This window comes from Paenibacillus lautus NBRC 15380 (assembly GCF_004000945.1).
Lineage (GTDB): Bacteria > Bacillota > Bacilli > Paenibacillales > Paenibacillaceae > Paenibacillus_AQ > Paenibacillus_AQ lautus.
Genome location: NZ_BIMF01000006.1, coordinates 131,811 through 148,080 on the forward strand (window position 1 = coordinate 131,811; position 16,270 = coordinate 148,080).

The window sequence follows — 16,270 nt, forward strand, 5'->3', positions numbered from 1 at the left end:
TTATAATGAAGAGAGAAATATGTTCAATCATCAGCTTTCAGCGGAGTGTTCATTACTCATCAGTGTACGAGCATTCTGTTGATTAAGTGTTCAAATTGTACTGGAGGGGAATTCCTTGGCCAAAAAGACGGATCGCCGGCAAATCCGGACGAATCAGCTGTTGCGGCAAACTCTGTTTGAGCTCATGGACGAAAAATGCATTAGCGCGATTACCGTCACCGATATCGCCAATCGTGCAAATATCAACCGCGGTACCTTCTATCTGCATTATCGGGATGTGCCGGATATGCTGGATAAGCTCAAAGAAGAGGTGCTTCAGAAGATTAAGAACATCGTGGTCCATATCGATCCCAGGGATTCCAGGGACTATGCGGACAAGGGAGAGCCTTATCCGGCGTCAGAACAAATATTCGAGGAGCTCATGCGTCATGCCGACTTCATCAAGGCCATTGTCGGACCTAATGGGGACATGTCCTTCGTTCGACAATTCAGGGAGTTCATGAAGGAGCATATGTTTGCTAAGCATGCGTTCAGAATTCCCTCGGACGAGAATCAGATCATTCCGAGCGATTACCTGATTGCATATATGACCTCCGCCAATATTGGCTTAGTTATACACTGGATCGAGTCCGGCATGAATAAATCCGCAAGGGAAATGGCGATCATGATGACGCAACTGATCAACTACGGCCCGTTGATTACCTCAGGGATTATAAAAAAACAATAAGAACGCAAAAAAGAGAAGCGGGGATTCCCTTGCTTCTCTTCTATAGTTAAATAGCATATACACGCATGCACGCGTACGCTAATTGATCAATTGCTTCACTAATTCGCGATTGCGCTCCTTGAACATCTCGTTATGCGAAGAGACCATCGCGTATTTTTTGGCATCCGGTTCGATGAACTGCTTCGCGCTGTTCACCGCGTTCGCGGCATCCTGGAAGGCGCCTGCAATCAGGTGCAGCTTCCCGTCAAAATGCAGGATATCGCCAGCAGCATACAGTCCCGGTATGGAAGAATTGCAGCTTGCGTTGCCCGCGATATAGTAGTCATCCACGCGGTGAATATCAAGCTCGCTGTTCTCCAGCAGCGACATATCCCGTTCATAGCCATGGTTAATAATGACTTCGTCAACCGCCAGATAGGAAATTTCCCCTGTCGCATTATTGGTCAATTCTACCCGCTCAATTACCTCATGATTATCCGAAGCAATGAGCTTCGTAATCGATGTATTAAGTTGGCACGTAGCCGTGCTGTTCATCAGCTGCTCGACTTGGGCTTCATGGCCTGACAATTCGTCCTTGCGGTAGGCCAAGTACACCTTCTTCGCTACAGGCTCCAGCTCATTCGCCCAATCCACGGCTGAATTCCCTCCACCGGACACAATGACGGTTTTGCCTTTAAAATGCTGCAGGGACTTCACCGTATAGTTCAGGTTCGAAACCTCAAACCGCTCGGCTCCTTCAATCTCCAGCTTCTGCGGATTCAGGATGCCTCCTCCAACCGCCACGATAACCGTTTTAGACAAATGCACGCCGGAGTTCGCCGTATGTAATTCGAACAGCCCTTCCTCATTGCGGGCGATCGATTCAACCTTCTCGTTCAACAGCACTTCGGGATTAAACGTCAGACCTTGCTGAACCATCTGTTCGATCAGCTTCGCGCCCGGAACGGGCGTCAGTCCGCCGACATCCCATATCATTTTCTCCGGATAGACGTGAACCTTCCCGCCAAGCATGGGTTGATATTCTATAATCTTGGTCTTCATGCCGCGCAGTCCACTATAAAAAGCAGAATATAATCCTGCTGGTCCTCCACCAATAACCGTTACATCAAATATCTCTTTCCCACTCATGCATTTCACTCCCGGTCTATAGATTAAAAGGCTGCTTGTGATCACCTTGTAACGTAAATGATTATCATTATCAATTAGTATACGTTGCCTTCAACCTTTTTACAATCAAACATTTAGAAAAAATTCATATTGTCACAATTTCGCCTATATATAGGCATGTAACACCCAGCCAATCTATATATGGATATAATTCGGTTGAAACATGAATATTATTTAAAATTTCCATTAAGATATTTATTGACAATGACGCGGCCCCCCATTATATTTATGGATGAAATTGAGAATCATTATCGTTTGATAGCTAACTACTCTGGAGGTGAAATGATGATTCGCCTAAGTACAGATCGAATAAGCGTCGGTTACGGCGAGAATCTGATATTGAATCGTCTTAACGTAGATATTCCCGATAAAAGAATCACAACCATTATTGGGCCTAACGGCTGCGGCAAATCCACTCTTTTGAAGGCTGTTACCCGCATTATTCCTTACCAGTCCGGCGCTGCCATTCTGGATGGAGAAGAAATCGCCAAGATGAATACCAAGCTGCTGGCGAAAAAGCTGGCCATTCTGCCCCAGACTCCGGAAGGACCGGGCGGATTGACGGTTGGCGAGCTTGTCTCCTATGGCCGATATCCTCATCAACGCGGTTTTGGCCGCTTGACCAAGCAGGATATGGAAGTAATTGACTGGGCGCTGGAGGTTACCGGGACCCAGGATTACAAATATCGCTCGGTGGATGCTCTGTCCGGCGGACAGAGACAGCGGGTATGGATTGCGATGGCACTGGCTCAGGAGACTGAAATGATCTTCCTTGACGAACCGACCACGTATCTGGACATGGCGCATCAGCTTGAGATCCTGGAACTGCTGGAGAGGCTTAACATCGAGCAGGAGCGTACCATTGTTATGGTTCTGCATGATTTAAACCAAGCCGCGAGATTCGCTGATTACATTATCGCGATGAAGGATGGAGATATCATCCAGGCCGGAGATCCGGAAGCCGTCATCTCACATGACGTATTAAAGAAAGTATTCCATATCGATGCCGAGATCGGCCGCGATCCACGCACGGCAAAACCGATCTGTATAACATACAATCTTTTAAAAGGGGAAAAAGAGGATGTACTCAAAACACAGCAAAACGACACCTACGAAGAAACTACTCATCCCGTTTATAGCGCTGCTGCTCATTCTTAGTGCTTGCAGCAGCAAGCCTGCGGAAACGAGCAGCAGCAATACAGGAACCACCGAAACACCTAAAACGGAACAAAGCGAAACCCCATCCGGGACCATTACATACGAGTCCGAGAACGGACCCGTTGAGGTGCCTGCCAATCCGCAGCGCGTCATTGTGTTGTCCTCCTACGTAGGCGACCTGCTTGCACTCGGCGTCAACATGGTGGGCGTTGATTCCTGGTCCAAGGCCAATCCCGCATTTGCGGACAAAATCAAGGATGCCGAAGAAGTGACGGATGAAAGCCTGGAAAAAATCATCGAACTGGATCCCGACCTCATCATCGGCCTGTCCAATATCAAGAACGTGGATAAGCTGAAAGAGATTGCCCCAACCGTTACCTTCACCTACGGAAAAGTCGATTATCTGACGCAGCATCTTGAAATCGGCAAGCTGGTGAACAAAGAAAAAGAAGCCCAGGCCTGGATCGACGATTTCAAACAGCGGGCGCAAAAAGCCGGCGATGAAATTCGCGCGAAGATCGGGGAAGACGCCACCGTGTCCGTGATCGAGAGCTTTGATAAGCAGCTTTATGTATACGGCGATAACTGGGGCCGCGGTACGGAAATCCTGTATCAGGAAATGAAGCTGAACATGCCGGAAAAAGTGAAAGAAATGGCATTGAAGGACGGCTATTATGCCCTTTCTGCTGAAGTGCTGCCGGAGTATGCCGGCGACTATGTCATACTCAGCAAATTTGCGGATGCCGATACGTCTTTCCAGCAAACCGAGACGTATAAGCAAATCCCGGCGGTGAAGAATGGCCGCGTGTTCGAAGCAGACGGAAACCGGATTTATTTTAATGATGCAACCACGCTGGAGTACCAGCTCGAGTTCATTACGGAACACTTTTTGGGCAGCTAGGACATAGGCTGCTGCCATTGCTCCGATTTATTTAGTTTGAATACTCCAACTTTAAGATGAAAAGATGATTCCATGACAATGCCTACGAAACGGTCCATTCCTTTTTCCGTCAAATTGATTGCGGGCATCATCGTATTTATGAGCATGTTTGTCGTTGCGATGGTGTTCGGCGCAGCTGAAACCAGCATCCAGGATGTATGGCTTGCCCTTACCACCTCGATGGAGGGCGAGAAATTATCCGTCCTTCGCGAAATTCGCCTGCCCCGCGAGGTTGCCGCCATTTTGGTCGGAGCCGCGCTCGCGGTCTCCGGTGCTATCATGCAGGGTATTACCCGCAATCCGCTAGCGGATCCCGGCCTGCTCGGACTTACCAGCGGGGCGAATGCAGCGCTTGCCTTCACGCTGGCTTTCCTGCCGGCTGCCAATTATTTTGGCATTATGGTGGCCTGCTTCATCGGAGCAGCGGTCGGTGCCGTGATGGTCTTCGGCATCGGAGCCATGCGAAAAGGCGGCTTCTCTCCCTTGCAGATGGTGCTGGCTGGCTCAGCCGTATCCGCATTCCTGTATGCCATCGCCGAAGGAATCGGCATCTATTTTAAAATATCCAAGGATGTGTCCATGTGGACAGCAGGCGGTGTGATCGGCACATCATGGGGACAGCTGCAGACGATATTTCCGTTTATTCTTATTGGAATTATGATTGCCATTGTGTTATCAAGACAGCTGACCATCCTTAGCCTGAGTGAAGAAGTCGCCGTCGGTTTGGGACAGAACATTGCTGCTATCAAGGGCATCCTGTTTGTCGTGATTGTCCTCCTGGCAGGAACTTCTGTGGCCTTGGTGGGGAATTTGGCCTTCCTCGGCCTGATGATTCCCCATATCGTCCGTGGTATCGTCGGAACCGACTACCGCCATGTCATTCCGATGTCCGCTCTGGTGGGCGCCATCTTCATGCTGTTTGCCGACACGGTCGGACGAACGCTGCATGCTCCTTACGAAACGCCCGTAGCCGCTCTGATCGCCATCATGGGATTGCCCTTCTTCCTGTTTATCGTACGCAAAGGAGGGCGGGGACTGTCATGATTCATCCGTCGTTATTAAGAAAACAACGCATTACGTTTCTGGTCTTGTTGATCCTTACAGTGGTTACGGTCCTCGTTGGTCTGGGTCTCGGTTATTCGTCCGTTAGCTATGACCGGATTATTCCAACCCTGCTGGGCCAAGGCAGCTTCAAAGAGAAATTCATTATCTTCGATGTGCGCCTGCCGCGCATGCTCATTACTTTGCTGGCCGGAATGGCACTCGCCTTATCAGGTGCCATTCTGCAGAGCATTACCCGAAATGATCTCGCGGATCCCGGTATTATCGGAATAAACTCGGGAGCCGGGGTCGGCGTGGCCGTATTTTTCCTGTTCTTCCCGATCGAAGCAGGCTCCTTTATCTACATGCTGCCCTTGGCGGCATTTATCGGGGCTGTGCTGACGGCCGTGGGCATCTACCTGTTCTCTTTCCGGAAAGGCGAAGGCCTGCAGCCCGTTAAATTGGTGCTGACCGGTGTCGGGTTCTCCATGGCACTCTCGGGCGTCATGATTGTGCTCACATCATCTGCCGAGCGGACCAAGGTCGATTTTATCGCCAAGTGGCTGGCGGGCGGGATATGGGGCACCGATTGGCCCTTCATTGTGGCGCTGCTGCCCTGGCTGATCATCCTGATTCCGTTCACCCTGTACAAAGCGCAGCGCATGAATCTGCTGGGGTTAAGCGATCCTGTAGGGATCGGTGTCGGCGTCTCGATTGAGAAGGAACGCATTGTGCTGCTTCTGGCCGCCGTCGCGCTTGCAGCATCCGCGGTGTCGGTTACGGGCGGCATTACGTTCATCGGGCTCATGGGCCCACACATTGCCAAAGCGCTGGTTGGTCCGCGGAATCAGATGTACATTCCGATTGCCATATTAATCGGGGGCTGGCTGCTGCTGCTCGCAGATACGATCGGACGCAACATTGTGGATCCCGACGGTATCGCAGCAGGCATTATGGTTGCTATCATCGGCGCGCCATATTTTATGTATTTGCTGCTTAAGAAAAAATAATGGTTATTCTCTTTTCAACTGAACGCTTAAAGCCCCTATTGCACTCTTTCAGGTGCAATAAGGGCTTTTTTATATACAGTGAATCACTTCATCTCATACATAGAGTTCATAAATAAGGTAATATAAGGATAATTAACTCGGTAAGCAAAAGGGAGGTATTATGGCAAAATTAAAGGAAGTGATCGATTCAGCTGCAAAGCGATGGATGTTAACATTTCCTCTATGGATCATCGTGACGATCAGTTTACTATGCATATTCTGGATATTCGGCCTCTTGATCGACCTCGGGCTGCCTCGACAGACTGCAGGCTGGATCAACTTCGCCATCGTAGGAACGTACCTCACAGGTTACCTTGCCGGCGAGCTGTATGTCGATCTGGATCGAACATATGTAGATGGAGAGCAATCCTACACCCCGGGTGACAACATAAAGTCCGGATCCTTAAAGAAACGAATCCTCCTTCAGTTCCCCATATATCTCTTTGTGATCCTGAACATCCTATGTTTCCATTGGATACACGGATTATTTAAATCCCTTGGGCTATGCTCATGGTATGCCTATTACCTGCACATGTCCTTCTTGTGCTTGTACTGGTTTGGCTATGGTTGCCGTCTTTTCCGAGCCTATCTCCTTAAAAAATAAAAGGGCACCGCATGGATGCCCTCTATGTCACGCAGGTAATAAAAAACCTCGTTCCGCCTCGCGCTTATCTTCACTTCCTGCCCCGGTTGGCCGCTTCCTCCAGACGGCGGAACCGCTTCAGATCAGCCTTCCGAATCGGAATCGGCTCCCGGCTCAGCAGCCTCACTACCGCAACAATCATCAACAGCAGCAGTACCGTGAACGGGAAGGCCGCAATCAACGAAGCTGTCTGCAACGCTTCCAGTCCGCCCGCATACAGCAGGACGCCGGCAATGGCTGCCATGAGCGTGCCCCACACGATTTTTGCCATTTGAGGAGGGTTCAGGCTGCCGTAGGTGGTCATACTGGCCAATATATAGGTTGCTGAGTCGGCCGATGTCACCAGGAACGTCAGAATGAGTATAATCGCCAGCACGTTCATGATTGAAGAAAACGGCAATTGGTTGAACAATTGGAACAGTGCCGACGTGACATCTGCATTAACGGCTGCCGCAATCCCGGTGTTCTCATGAAGATCAAACCAGATGGCGGTCCCGCCAAACACAGCGATCCACAGACAAGCAATGACCGGCGGCACGACCATCACGCCCACAATGAATTCGCGAACCGTTCTTCCCTTGGATACCCGCGCCACGAAAGCTCCTACATACGGCGACCAAGCAATCGCCCAGGCCCAATAAAAGATCGTCCATTCCCGTACCCATGTGCCTTCGGCGTAGGGTTGGAGCCGCAGGCTGTACGATACGAAGTTTGTAATGTAATCGCCCAGTGCCAGTGTAAAAGTCTCCAGAATAAAAACGGAGGGGCCGCTAACAAACACAAACAATAAAAAAATGAGCGCCATAGCGAGGTTCAGGTTGCTTAAGTATTTAATCCCTTTATCCAGCCCCGTTGTCGACGAAATCATATAAGCCACAAAAATAATCCCCAGCATCAATAACTGCAACCCAACGCCATTGTTAACTCCCATGATGGTATTCAACCCACCGCTCATCTGCAGAACGCCAAGTCCAATAGAAGTAGCGATACCCATGACCGTTGCAATTACCGCGAGGATATCAATCGTATTCTTCACGCCGCGCTTCGAGCCGGTGACAGGCTCAAGCGCTGTAGACACCAGCCCATCCTTCTGCTTACGGAACTGAAGAAACGCGATCACAAGTCCGACAAGGGCAAACACGGACCACTGACTAATGCCCCAATGAAAAAAAGAATAGCCCATAGCCACACGTGCAGCGTCTACACCTTGTGCTTCGATGCCGCCGAAGGGTGTCTTAAAAAAATGGCTCATGGGTTCAGCCACACCCCAAAACACCAGCCCTACACCAAACCCCGCAGAGAACAGCATTCCGATCCAGGTGAAGAACGGATACTCTGGCTTCTCCTTATCTCCGCCAAGACGAATCGTGCCGTATTTACTGGCTGCCACCCAGATCAGAAAGATAATAATCACAAAGATCGAGAGCAGATAGAACCAGCCGAACGTATTCGTCGTGAACCTATACAAGTATCCTGCCACTTCACCGAAAGCTCCGGGCATAGCAGCCCCTAGAATAGCAAGAATGGTAATGATGACGGCCGAAACCGTAAACACGATGTTCTTGAATAAACTCCCTTTCATATGCTCCACCTCAGGCTATTAAGTCATCCATTCCTATACAGTATTTGTATTTAAACCAGAATTGATGTACTTAATCGCTAAATGTGTGCAGCATGGGGTTATTCTTCTGATCGAGGCTAACATGAAGTACTATTCGTTAGGAATCTGCTGAGAATCGATATACAGTTCGCCCAGAATGACCATTTGCTCAAGCACTGCTTTAAAAAGGGTACCGAACTCCGTTATGGAGTATTCCACCTTGGGAGGTACCTCTTGATACACCGTCCGTTTCACGATGCCGCTCTCCTCTAACTCCCGCAATTGCACGGTAAGCACATGCCTTGATACTTCAGGTATTCTCCGATGCAGCTCACCAAAACGCAGGGTTTCCCGAAACAGCTCATACAGTACTCGGGGCTTCCACTTCCCACTAATCATGTGCAAGCCCACTTCAGCCGGGCACCCATACCTCTCATCCTGATATGGCATATGTATTGCTCAACCCCCTTGGTTTGGTGATTGGTCATAAATAGATGACTATGTCATAAAATTGTGCGTACTTATCACAGCTTTCATTTTCAGATAGGCTATTGCTATCATCATACAGAAAGAGGAGATTCAATGAAACCATCCATTCCCGCAATCCGAGTCTGGAAGCCCGAGAATATGAATGCTGCATTTGCTGACGCGTATAACTCAGGGGACATCGATCAGGTGCTGGCGTTGTATGAACCGAACAGTATTCATGTCCACAGCAATGGAAGCTTGGAGATCGGAATTCATTCCTTCCGTCATACTTTAGAGGAACTGCTGCTGCTCAAAGGTACGATGATCTCCACCAATTTATACTGTATCCCGTTTGAAAATATCGCTATGATGCGTGCTCGGTTCACCCTGCAGACGACAGACCCGCATGGCCAACCGCTGGTGCTTCAAGGACATACCTCCGAGATCGTGAGACAGCAGCCTGACGGAAGCTGGCTGTACATCGTGGATCATCCGTTTGGTTCGGATGAAGTGGAATGAATAGTAAAGTCCATTATTTCGGCGATACAAAAAAAGCAATCCGCCCTTGTCGTAAACAAGCGGATTGCTTCTTGATATTCATTACTTTATTCCTTCACGAATTCCTTCGTGCTGCGAACGGTATCGATCGGACGAACCATACGCTCGATCTGCTCGCGCTTTGGCTCCAGGAACGGAGGCAGGGACAACTTCTCGCCCAGCGTTTCATATGGCTCGTCACCCATGAAGCCCGGACCGTCGGTTGCGAACTCAAACAGAATTTGCGGTGCAACTCGCGCATACAGGGACTGGAAGAAATAGCGGTCTACAAAGCCTGACGTATGGAACTGGAAGTCGTCCAGACGCTTGATCCAATGTTCCAGCACCGAGCGGTCCTCGACCCGGAAGGCCGCGTGATGTACGGTGCCGAAGCCCTGCTGAGCTCTGGGAAGCACGGCGTTGTACTCGACAACCACCTGTGCGCCATTGCCCCCTTCACCCACCTCAAACAGATGAAGCGAACCTTCCTTGCCGATTTCAGTAAATTGGAGTACTTTCTCCATCATTTCCTTGAAATTATCGAAGTTGGACACCCGTACAAACACCGGGCCGAGTCCTGTAATCGCATGTTCCAGCGGAATCGGTCCTTTCTGCCAAGGAGTTCCTGAAGCCACACCCTCGTTGTTCTCATCGGAGATGAGCTGATACTGCTGATCGTCAAAATCAACAAAGGCGAGTGTCTTTTTGCCAAACAACTCTTGAATGCCTTGATGCTTCACATCCATCCGGTCAAATCGCTTGACCCAATATTCGAGTGCTGCATCGTTAGGGACACGGAACGAGGTTTTGTAAATCTCGTCTGTACCATGTCTGCCCTGCGGGATCCCCGGAAAATCGAAGAAGGTCATATCTGTGCCGGCACTGCCCTTGTCATCTGCAAAGAACAGGTGGTATGTCTGAATATCGTCCTGATTAACCGTCTTCTTCACGAGCCGCATGCCAAGCACATAGGTGAAAAACTCGTAGTTCTTCTCGGCACTGCTCGTAATGGCTGTTACGTGGTGAATTCCTTTTAATCCGTTCATAATTAAATTCCTCCGTCTCTTCTATTTAGAAAGTGTTTGCCCAACCTTCATGAATTATTATTTCGATTTAAAACATCTTTAATTTAAGATAATAATATCACGACAATTCTGTTCCGTCAACCTTCTAAATTTATTACCCCAGTATAGCCGTGCATGATATACAAAAACGGCCGGACATAAAAACATCCGGCCGTTCTATTTTTTCTCATAAGAGACTCTTCATATCTGTCCGTTATGCCCCTGTATTGGATAACCCAATGATAGGAAACAGCTCGATGCGTTGATGCGTCTCCTCATGATACAACCACCCATCCCGTACATGGTCCACAAACAATATGCCGTTCAGGTGATCAATCTCATGCTGCATACATCTGGCCAGATAATCTTCGCCTTCTAGAATCACCGTCTCGCCTTGACGATTCAATGTCTTTACCTTAACCTTATTGGCTCTCTTCACATATCCATAATACCCTGGATAAGAGAGACAAGCTTCGGGGCCTATCTGTTCCCCGTCCATCTCTACGATTTCTGGATTAATCAGCTCGATCAATCCTTCTCCGCAGTCCATGACAATAAGTCTTCGTAATATACCGACTTGTGGTGCGGCAAGACCAGCACGCCCTTCGCTGTCATACAGCGTCTCAGCCATATCATCCAGAATCTTCAATGCTCTGGCATTTACGGTATCGACTGGCCGGGCGATCTTTCGCAAGATCGGATCACCGAATGGCACAATAGCTTTTACCGTCATTTCCTTAAGCCCCCTTAGTTCTAGAAGGAGGTGTATGCACCCATAAGTCACCTGGAGTACACTCTAAGGTTGTGCAAAGGGCATCTAACGTCTCTGCCTTCATCTGCCTGGGCTGGTTCGTCAGCAAGGCACTAATGGAAGCAGCTGACAGGCTGTAATTCGCCTTCTTTTTCATCAGCCGCGCCAAAGCCGCTCCCGACCATATCCCTCTCTCCGCCATCACATTACGTAGCATCCATTCGAGCAAAGGGTCCCCCTCCCGTTCCATTCAAATATTAGCTCACACCTTATTTTATTAGGTACTCCCTAATATCTCAAGCCTATTTTTTAGGGGTCTAACGAAAGTAGTTCTCTACAAATCTTGATGACCCTTCGGGACACTTAAGCAGGTTTGGATTCGTTCCGTTCGAGCGATTTCCGCCTAGCGCTCTTGGATCTCCCTGCAAGGCTTGTTCCGATCACGCCGATAATGACGAGCGCTGCCCCGATGACATGATAATAAGCCAGCTCTTCATTCAAGAAGGCGACACCTCCAAAGATCGTGACCACGGTGGCCAGATTGTTAAAGATGCCCATCCGGGATGCCTCCATCTGGGATAATGCGTAATTGGACAGTAGCGATGTTCCAAGGGAGGACAACACGCCAAGATACAGAACGGCCCATACGAAGGACGGATGCAAAAACGGGTCAAAATAATGTACGAGCGTCCCCTGCGCAGCATGTTGAGCAGCCGACATCAGGTTAAACAGCACGAATCCGATCAGTGACATGATGAACGTAATATCCAGTACCGACTGCTTCTGCGTCAACTTGCGGGCCATCACGCTGTATATCGCGTTGGAAAGCGCCGACAGCAGAATTAATACAATTCCGAGCGTACTTGATGTCTCGAAGGAAACGCCCTTCAGCACGAATATAGAGATGATCCCTGTCACTGACAACACGGTAAACAGCTTTTGTGCCCAACTGGAGCGTTCCTTCAAAAACAGTGACGCCAAGAGCAACGTAAAGATCGGTACGGTAGCGTGTATGATCCCGGCCTCGGCCGAAGAGGTGTAAACCAAACCGAAGGTTTGCAGCGTAAAGAACAGGAACGGATAGAATATGGCCAGCGGCACGATGGTCAGCAGCCGTTTCAGATCCAGCTTGACCTTTCTACGGGCCATGAGGAGCGCAATCGATGCAACAATGAACGAAATGGTGAACCGGTGTGCCAGCGTATCCAGCGGGTTAGCAACGATCAGAGCCAACTTCACAAACATAAACGAAAAACCAATGATGGCCGTATATCCTATCGCAGCGGCATAGGCACGGCTTGTATGCGATGTATTCATGATATGTGATCTCCTTCATCTTCTCTTTTGCATGACAACCAAAAGGTTGATGCATTTGCTACTTATCTTACGGCAGGAAGAACTCCGTTACGATTTGAAATAACACCAACTGTACCGGTACAGTTAAATGCGATGAAGGAAGTAATGACAAAAAGGCTGTTTCCATCATCCCAAGATGATAGGAAACAGCCCCCTACTTTAACTTGTATACGTGTCGTATCAGGCATACCTAGGCATGCCCGTTACCAATAACCATAATCATTAATCACGTTGAACCGAAATCCAGCCGTCGCCCTCCAGATGAAGCGTTGCACCGAGCGCTTCTGCCATAAACCGGAGCGGAACGTAGGTAGATCCATTGCTATGAACGAATGGAGCTTCCTGCAGCGTCACATTTTTACCGCCGACGCTGGCTGTTTTGGAGCCTACGGTCAATACGATTTCTTCCCCTGTCAGATCATTGATGACTGTAATTTTCTTCGAGCCTTTGGCCCACTTCACTTCGGCATCCAACTGATCTGCCAGGTAACGAAGCGGAACGAAGCTCTGATTGTTCTTCTTGATGACACCATATCCATAATCATCGCTCGAGGGGCTGAGGAACATCATTTTTTGCGTAATCTTCAGATCATCCTTCAACACATTATAGATGAGGGAATCCTTCTCAAAGTTCCGTAGCACTTGACCCGGCGTCACCGATTCATTCAGGACGTCCAGCACGCCTTTGGACGTGTCTACCTGATTGGCTTTTACCGCACCGCCGATGTTCCATGCTTCACTCTCGGAATAAACCTTGAAGGACTTCAATGGCAGTTCCTCGGAAGCCGGAAGTGCGATGTTCAGCTCCAGCGCACTCTTGCGTGTGTTCAGCTGGTCATCGAAGAAATAGTCCAGCTTGAGGATCGTACCCTTGCCGAAGACCGTTTCGGATCCCGGAAGCTCCTCCAATAGCTGTTCCTTCTGTTCATCATAGTTCTCCGTGAATTCGGTCAGTCCGCCATGCACGATATCGTAGAGCGACGCAACGACCTCTTCCTTGGATTCCTGCGGCAGGAGTTCTACGTCTTCGCCGTAGGCCTCGCCGATGCTGGTGATCATCGGATAAATGGCATCATAAGCATCGCCGATCACCTGCTTCAAGCCGGCTTCGTCTTTAAGCAGACTTTCGGCGAAAGGCTTAACCATGTTCAAGATCTCTTCGCCCGTCAGCTCCATATGGAGATGCGTCAGGTTCAAGCTTTCCCCGTTCACCTTCTCCTGAGCGGACTTCACCGTGATTGTCGATGGATTCGGGAAATGCTTCAGCACAAGCCCTGCCGCCTTCTTCACGACATCTTGAATCGCCTGCTCATACTGACTGGTATCAGGCAGCCCGGGAACGGTCGTATCCATCGATAGATAGAACGGCTGCTTGGCGCCTTCCAATTGAATCGCCATTCCTTTGGAATCCATGGATATATGAAGTGGAATCTTCTTGTCCGAATATTGGACACTGCCCTGAATGGACACCGTTTTGCTATCCTGTACGATGGCATGATCCATATTCAGGGATAACGAATTAATGAGATCAATCGCTTCTTTATCTTCAGTCGATAGGGCCTTGTCTGATGGCACCACCTCGAATCGAATACTTGCCTTGGATTCACTGGATTTAACATCAAGACTTGTAAGCAACGCCTTGTTGATATCCAGTCCCCCGACTGCCTGACATCCTGTCATGACAACCAGCACAGCTGCAACGAGTACAGTCAACCATTTGAACTTCTTATACATAACGATATTTGTCCCCTCCCAGGTCATAGGCTCATTTCTATTATGGGAAGGGAGGAAATGTTTGTAAATAGGTATTTAAGCCTCGTCCTATGCGCACTCGCGGAAGGGTGCCCACTGATAGCACATATCGACATTTTGCTATACACTGGGAATGAAATGCTGATCGTAAAGTGCAAGTTCAACAGTCAACTTTTCAGCCGGGAAGGTTTGCAAAGGGGCTTTGAACAACCTGAACAACCTTATAAAGCGTGGTGAATCTCTTGTTTAAAATTATGTTAATCGAAGACGACGTGACCCTATTCCATGAAGTGCAGGAGCGCCTGTCGCAATGGTCGTATAACGTTTATGGCGTCCGGGATTTCAGCGCCGTACTTCAGGAATTTACAGCGGTTCAGCCCGATCTGGTCATTATCGACATCCAGCTGCCGAAGTTTGACGGGTTCCATTGGTGCCGAATGATTCGTTCCCACTCGAACGTGCCGATTATCTTCTTGTCTTCCCGGGATCATCCCACTGATATGGTGATGTCCATGCAGCTTGGCGCGGACGATTTCATTCAGAAGCCGTTTCACTTCGAGGTCCTGATAGCCAAAATCCAGGCCACCCTGCGCCGAGTATACAATTACAACACCGAGCGGACCGAGCTCAGAACATGGCGCGGAGCCACCGTTGAATTCGGCAAAAATACGATTAGCAGCCCCCAGGGCACCGCTGAACTGACTAAGAATGAAATGTTCATTCTGAAAATCCTCATGGAGCGAAAGAATCAAATCGTCAGCCGGGAGGATCTGATCAAGAGCTTATGGGACAACGAGCATTTTGTCAGCGATAATACCTTAACGGTCAACATCAATCGGCTGCGCAAGAAGCTGGAGCCCCTCGGTCTTGATCCTTACATCGAAACCAAGGTGGGACAAGGTTATATCGCCACGGAAGAGGCCCATGCATGATGATGGCCTACATCCGGGAACGACTAAGCTGGATTCTGTTCTTCCTGTTTCTGCAGCTGCTGTTCCTGTTTATAGCCGCAGTGGATTCCCAGATCCCGTTTCTGTCCATCCTCTATATCGTTTTTTTGTCGACATTGTTCTTCATCATATTTCTGGTCGTAAGATACAACCGGGAAACCAAATTTTACAAAAGCCTGCAGGCGTGGGATGACACCTACGATTTAGCCGCCATCAGCGAGCCGGAGCACCCCTTTGAGGCGGTTGCCATGGATATTCTCTCCCTTCAGACCGAGCGTTTCAAGAAGGAATCCTCCATGCGTCTGACGGAGATACAAGGGGAGAAGGACGAGCTGTTATCCTGGATTCACGAAGTGAAAACGCCGCTCACCACCATGCAGCTGATGATCGAGCGCATGGAAGATGAGACGTTAAAAGCGCAGCTCCAGTATGAGTGGCTCCGCATCCACCTGCTGCTTGACCAGCAGCTGCACCAGAAGCGCATCCCCTTTATCCGGAATGATCTGTTGATCGAGGTAGCCGCCCTTGAGCCGATCATCTTCCAGGAAATACGTGCGCTCAAGTCCTGGTGCATGCAGAAAGGCATCGGATTTGACGTTTCCCTTGAGGTAACGGAAGTGCTCAGCGATGCCAAGTGGCTGGGCTTTATAGTCCGCCAGCTGTTGACCAACGCGGTCAAATACAGCAACGCTTCGGACATCATCATCGAGAGCGATCTCAAGGATGATCATGTCAGGCTTACCATCCAGGATTCCGGACGCGGCATTGATCCGAAGGACATGCCCCGGATTTTCGACAAAGGCTTCACGTCAACCACCTCGCATCAGGACCATGCCGCAACCGGCATGGGGCTCTATCTGGCGCAAAAAGTAGCCGATGCCCTGCTGATTCGCATTCAGGTGGAATCGAAGCCGGGGATCGGCACCACCTTCACCTTGATCTTTCCGAAACGGAATGATGTCGTAAGCATTACCGGCATGTGACAACAATGTCACATGCTTTTGCGCTTTGTTCGGCGAATCGAAGGAAAAGGCCCCTCGACTCCTTTATGATAAGGACAGATAACA

The 16,270-nt window shown here is 49.3% G+C and carries 17 protein-coding genes; 9 read left to right on the forward strand and 8 right to left on the reverse strand.

Features of this window, described 5'->3' with window-relative positions; all coding sequences use genetic code 11:
- Positions 1-115: 115 nt before the first annotated feature.
- Positions 116-727 carry a TetR/AcrR family transcriptional regulator gene (locus PLA01S_RS13375; RefSeq protein ID WP_127592643.1) on the forward strand — a complete coding sequence of 204 codons (612 nt, stop codon included), beginning with the start codon at positions 116-118 and terminating at the stop codon, positions 725-727.
- Positions 728-805: 78 nt separating this feature from the next.
- On the opposite strand, the gene PLA01S_RS13380 is transcribed toward PLA01S_RS13375, so the two are convergent.
- A complete protein-coding gene (locus tag PLA01S_RS13380) occupies positions 806-1,855 on the reverse strand; it encodes an NAD(P)/FAD-dependent oxidoreductase (RefSeq protein WP_127592644.1) in 1,050 nt (349 codons plus the stop codon).
- Positions 1,856-2,179: 324 nt separating this feature from the next.
- Between PLA01S_RS13380 and PLA01S_RS13385 the strand changes: the two genes are divergently transcribed.
- The 5 genes from PLA01S_RS13385 to PLA01S_RS13405 all read left to right on the forward strand — a co-directional run bounded on the left by PLA01S_RS13385 (position 2,180) and on the right by PLA01S_RS13405 (position 6,686).
- Positions 2,180-3,052, forward strand: coding sequence for an ABC transporter ATP-binding protein (locus PLA01S_RS13385; protein ID WP_127592798.1), 873 nt, complete (start codon positions 2,180-2,182; stop codon positions 3,050-3,052).
- Positions 2,976-3,953, forward strand: coding sequence for an iron-hydroxamate ABC transporter substrate-binding protein (locus PLA01S_RS13390; RefSeq protein ID WP_127592645.1), 978 nt, complete (start codon positions 2,976-2,978; stop codon positions 3,951-3,953). The genes PLA01S_RS13385 and PLA01S_RS13390 overlap by 77 nt, the downstream gene beginning before the upstream one ends.
- Positions 3,954-4,025: 72 nt before the next feature.
- Positions 4,026-5,036, forward strand: coding sequence for a FecCD family ABC transporter permease (locus PLA01S_RS13395; RefSeq protein WP_127592646.1), 1,011 nt, complete (start codon positions 4,026-4,028; stop codon positions 5,034-5,036).
- Entirely contained in the window at positions 5,033-6,043 is a 1,011-nt protein-coding gene (locus PLA01S_RS13400; RefSeq protein WP_127592647.1) for a FecCD family ABC transporter permease, read from the forward strand. Before PLA01S_RS13395 ends, PLA01S_RS13400 begins: the two co-directional genes overlap by 4 nt.
- A 160-nt stretch (positions 6,044-6,203) precedes the next feature.
- A complete protein-coding gene (locus PLA01S_RS13405; protein WP_127592648.1) occupies positions 6,204-6,686 on the forward strand; it encodes a hypothetical protein in 483 nt (160 codons plus the stop codon).
- Between the two features lie 70 nt (positions 6,687-6,756).
- Here the strand turns inward: PLA01S_RS13405 and PLA01S_RS13410 are convergent, their stop codons facing one another.
- Both PLA01S_RS13410 and PLA01S_RS13415 read right to left on the reverse strand, forming a co-directional pair.
- Positions 6,757-8,307: a BCCT family transporter gene (locus PLA01S_RS13410; RefSeq protein WP_127592649.1), complete on the reverse strand. Its 1,551-nt coding sequence runs from the start codon at positions 8,305-8,307 to the stop codon at positions 6,757-6,759.
- Positions 8,308-8,436: 129 nt separating this feature from the next.
- Positions 8,437-8,775, reverse strand: a complete 339-nt coding sequence (locus PLA01S_RS13415; RefSeq protein WP_127592650.1) for a winged helix-turn-helix transcriptional regulator — start codon at positions 8,773-8,775, stop codon at positions 8,437-8,439.
- Between the two features lie 132 nt (positions 8,776-8,907).
- Between PLA01S_RS13415 and PLA01S_RS13420 the strand changes: the two genes are divergently transcribed.
- A complete protein-coding gene (locus PLA01S_RS13420; RefSeq protein ID WP_127592651.1) occupies positions 8,908-9,312 on the forward strand; it encodes a YybH family protein in 405 nt (134 codons plus the stop codon).
- A gap of 86 nt (positions 9,313-9,398) precedes the next feature.
- Here the strand turns inward: PLA01S_RS13420 and PLA01S_RS13425 are convergent, their stop codons facing one another.
- The 5 genes from PLA01S_RS13425 to PLA01S_RS13445 all read right to left on the reverse strand — a co-directional run bounded on the left by PLA01S_RS13425 (position 9,399) and on the right by PLA01S_RS13445 (position 14,235).
- Positions 9,399-10,376: a ring-cleaving dioxygenase gene (locus PLA01S_RS13425; RefSeq protein ID WP_127592652.1), complete on the reverse strand. Its 978-nt coding sequence runs from the start codon at positions 10,374-10,376 to the stop codon at positions 9,399-9,401.
- Positions 10,377-10,608: 232 nt separating this feature from the next.
- A complete protein-coding gene (def, locus tag PLA01S_RS13430) occupies positions 10,609-11,127 on the reverse strand; it encodes a peptide deformylase (protein WP_127592653.1) in 519 nt (172 codons plus the stop codon).
- A 4-nt stretch (positions 11,128-11,131) separates the two neighbouring features.
- On the reverse strand, positions 11,132-11,374 hold the full coding sequence (locus PLA01S_RS13435; RefSeq protein ID WP_127592654.1) for a helix-turn-helix domain-containing protein: 243 nt from the start codon (positions 11,372-11,374) through the stop codon (positions 11,132-11,134).
- A 134-nt stretch (positions 11,375-11,508) separates the two neighbouring features.
- Positions 11,509-12,462 (reverse strand): DMT family transporter, encoded by a 954-nt coding sequence (locus tag PLA01S_RS13440; RefSeq protein ID WP_127592655.1) that lies wholly within the window; start codon positions 12,460-12,462, stop codon positions 11,509-11,511.
- Between the two features lie 261 nt (positions 12,463-12,723).
- Entirely contained in the window at positions 12,724-14,235 is a 1,512-nt protein-coding gene (locus PLA01S_RS13445) for a copper amine oxidase N-terminal domain-containing protein (RefSeq protein ID WP_246059478.1), read from the reverse strand.
- Between the two features lie 260 nt (positions 14,236-14,495).
- Between PLA01S_RS13445 and PLA01S_RS13450 the strand changes: the two genes are divergently transcribed.
- Both PLA01S_RS13450 and PLA01S_RS13455 read left to right on the forward strand, forming a co-directional pair.
- Complete coding sequence (locus tag PLA01S_RS13450) at positions 14,496-15,185, forward strand: response regulator transcription factor (protein ID WP_127592657.1); 690 nt, start codon at positions 14,496-14,498, stop codon at positions 15,183-15,185.
- Entirely contained in the window at positions 15,182-16,186 is a 1,005-nt protein-coding gene (locus tag PLA01S_RS13455) for a sensor histidine kinase (RefSeq protein ID WP_127592658.1), read from the forward strand. Before PLA01S_RS13450 ends, PLA01S_RS13455 begins: the two co-directional genes overlap by 4 nt.
- Positions 16,187-16,270 lie beyond the last annotated feature (84 nt).